Consider the following 2,991-nt stretch of genomic DNA (forward strand, 5'->3'; position numbering starts at 1 on the left):
CGTCACCGTCATCGGCTGCCCAGCCCTGAGCGAACTGGGCGGCGACGCGGCCACCGGCGCCACGCTCACCTTCCCCCGCAAAGCGAAGACGGCCTTCACCTACGGCGGCAGCTCCTCGGAGTTCTCGGAGGAGTTGTACAGCGACGGCGCGACCAAGCTGTCCGACGGCATCGGCCGGATCTTCGACGCCATGACCGGATGTCCTACCTACCAGGTCGTCGCGGGCGGCACCCCGATCGACATCGCTTCGCAGAAGCTGCCCGCGCCCCACGGCCTCGGTGACGAGCAGTGGAGCCAGCTCCTGACGTTCTCCGCCGGAGGACGGAGCACCGTGGTCAAGCAGACCGCGATCCGCGACGGCAGCCTGCTGCTGATCGTCTCCGGCTCCCCGGCCCTCGTCGACCGCCACCTCGACAAGGCCCTCACCAAGGCCACGGCAGCCAGCTGACAGGCCCCGACACCACTGCTGCCCCCGACCAGGACGGTCGGGGGCAGCAGTGCTGTGCTTGTTCCGCTTTGACGGACACCAGTGCGGTGGTCAGGCTGCGGTTCCGTACATCCAGCGGCGAACCACGGTGTAACCGTCAGGAAGCTCGTTCCCCGTCAACTCCCTATACCTCGCCTTGGCCTCTTCGCTGGCGTGCTGACCGGGAGGGAGCCTTCGGAGGAAGGGGTCGTGGTCAGGGGCAGGCGAGGACTGGCGAAGTTGCTCCGTAGCTTCATCGTCGGAGGCCGGTTCGTAATCCGCGATGTCCTCGACCTCATGCCTTGTGGAGCCCTGCCTTGCGAGGTAAGCGACCACGGCCAGACTTACGCTCAGAGTCACGCCGCCCATGACGCGGATCTTCGGCTTGTGCTTCGCGTACCAGCTCTTCGCCTTCTCGTCAGAGGGCGCGGGCTCGCCATCTGCGGGAGTGCGTTCACCAGGCGTGGAGTCGTCCATGTGCACCCATCTATCGGACCCAGCCGCTACCTGTCAGGCAATCAACCGACATCACCCGATCCGCTTCAATACACCGAGCAGACCCCCGCTTCACCGCACTTCCCCGCCTTGGGGCCGGAGACGATCACCAGTGCCGGGCAGGCCCGACACCCTGTACTCGTCGCCCCGGTCGCCGTCCTCCGACTCGATGGCTCGCCCGAGCCCCGGAGGGAAATACCAGAAGCCCGGCCCCTGTTCGGGGACCGGGTTTCTTCCGTCTGGTTAGGTGCGCCGTCGATGGCTAGGCCGGCGCCCGCAGCAGTCGCTCCCGGGTGGCCTCGGGCAGCACCCGGCGCAGGACCGGTGCGGTCGAGCTGAGGGAAGTGGCGAAAGCTGCCACGAGGTCGTGCGGGGCGCTGGCTCCGAAGGAGGCCGCCCACAGGCAGGGGGCGCCGAGCGCGGGCTCGGCCCATGCCTGCCATCCGACTGGTCCTGGCTCGTCGGCCTCGGTCGTCAGGGCGCGCGGGTCGGCGTCCTGGATGAGGGGCGGTACCTCGCCGAGGCTGATGTGCGAGGTGAACGTCGGGTCTGTCGCTGCCGCGTCGGGCTGGTCGATGTCGCGGAGCCAGCCGTGTGCGGCTACGGCGTCGAGGACCAGTTCGGGTCCGGCGAACGGCACGGCGGGCTGCTCTCGGGCGTCGAGCGCGACGAGGAAGTCGGCCACAGCCTCGCCTGGGACGTCGGTGGTGAAGTAGCACGACCACGACGCGAGCGGGCTGCTGGTGTCCGCGCGGGCGGAGATCTGCCAGGCGATCGGCAGGTCTCCCAGGTGGAACGGCTCGTCCGCCAGGCTCCACTGCGCCCATCGGAGGGTGTCGGAGCTGATGTGCAGAACGGTGCTGCGCAGGACCTGGCGGTCCTGGGGTTCCTCGTCCGGCTCATGACGTCCGCGGACAATCGTCAGGCTCGTCCAGCCCAGACCGGAGAGCGTGTCGGCAACGCCGTCGTAGAGGCACCCGTCGTCACCGGCCAGATGCCGGGGGCCGACCCAGAACGCGGGCTGGCCGCCGGGCGGAATGGACGGGTCGGGCGGGAAGTCGGGGTACAGGGGCGCCTCCAAGGGGTCGGTGCGGGTCTAGTTGCCGCCGGCACGGCGGCGGGGGCGGCGCGGGGGTGCCTGGACGGGGCCCTGCCAGGTCAGGGCGATGGCGACCTCGGGCGGCAGATGTCCGAGCTGTGCGTCCTCGTCCCGCCCCTCGGCGAGGTAGACGACGGTCCGGCCGGTCTCATCCACGGACTGCACGACCTGCGCCAGGCGGTGCGCCATCGGAAAGAAGGGGTTCATGGCCTGTCGGACCGGAGCATCCCGGTCGCAGGCGGACAGCAGGTCGATGAGATCACCGACGGTCATCTCCGGGGTCGTCACGAACAGCCTCCTGGGGTGAGCGGAAACAGTGAGCGGTGAAAAGGGCAGGGCCCGACATCTGACCGGCCGTCCGGGCGAGAACTACTCGTGGGCGCGCTGTCGTACACGACGTGAGGTCTCCAGCACACGCGCCACGGCGGCGGCGACGATGTCGGCCGGCGTCTCGACGTCGAACGACAGGTGGTAACCACGCACCTTGGCCGTGCCGGACACAGCGATCTTCCATCCCTCACCGTCCGTACCGGGACGGCCGAGCGGGAACCAACCGAGGTAGAACCGGCCGTCCCTCGAGCTGACGTGCACGTCCGCACGGTCGTCCACAATCAGGTGGAAGTCCTCTGCGGAGAACTGGTCCATCACCAGCGTGGGCTGGCCGGGTCCGAGCTGCCACTCACGCAGCCGCAGGGCTTCAACGGTGGTAGCGAAACCGGAGCCCACGGGCGCTACGGTCACAGGCAATCACCTCTCTGACCTGGGGTTTCTTGCAAGGTCGTCTAGGTTGACATGCCCTCACGCACGTTGGCCAGTCTTTCCGTGATCTTTCCTGTCTGCCCCCGGCGAACTGCTGTCCTTCGACAGGGAACACAGTCGCTCCCAGTCCTTGCCATCCAACCGAGTCGCCGCAGGTCAACGGGGTCAACCC

General features: G+C 68.5%; 4 protein-coding genes and 1 pseudogene. 1 reads left to right on the plus strand and 4 read right to left on the minus strand.

Features of this window, described 5'->3' with window-relative positions; all coding sequences use genetic code 11:
- Positions 1-448, plus strand: a pseudogene (locus tag O3Q52_RS51405) (hypothetical protein); the annotation flags it as partial.
- A gap of 90 nt (positions 449-538) precedes the next feature.
- Here O3Q52_RS51405 and O3Q52_RS51410 read toward each other — a convergent pair.
- The 4 genes from O3Q52_RS51410 to O3Q52_RS51425 form a co-directional block, all read right to left on the minus strand.
- Positions 539-943, minus strand: coding sequence for a hypothetical protein (locus O3Q52_RS51410; RefSeq protein WP_269655292.1), 405 nt, complete (start codon positions 941-943; stop codon positions 539-541).
- Positions 944-1,223: 280 nt separating this feature from the next.
- Entirely contained in the window at positions 1,224-2,042 is an 819-nt protein-coding gene (locus O3Q52_RS51415) for a DUF317 domain-containing protein (RefSeq protein WP_269655293.1), read from the minus strand.
- 15 nt (positions 2,043-2,057) lie between these two features.
- On the minus strand, positions 2,058-2,348 hold the full coding sequence (locus O3Q52_RS51420; protein WP_057608360.1) for a hypothetical protein: 291 nt from the start codon (positions 2,346-2,348) through the stop codon (positions 2,058-2,060).
- 81 nt (positions 2,349-2,429) lie between these two features.
- A complete protein-coding gene (locus tag O3Q52_RS51425) occupies positions 2,430-2,801 on the minus strand; it encodes a DUF317 domain-containing protein (protein WP_269655294.1) in 372 nt (123 codons plus the stop codon).
- Between the last annotated feature and the right edge of the window lie 190 nt (positions 2,802-2,991).

This window comes from Streptomyces sp. ActVer (assembly GCF_027270795.1).
GTDB classification, from domain to species: domain Bacteria; phylum Actinomycetota; class Actinomycetes; order Streptomycetales; family Streptomycetaceae; genus Streptomyces; species Streptomyces umbrinus_A.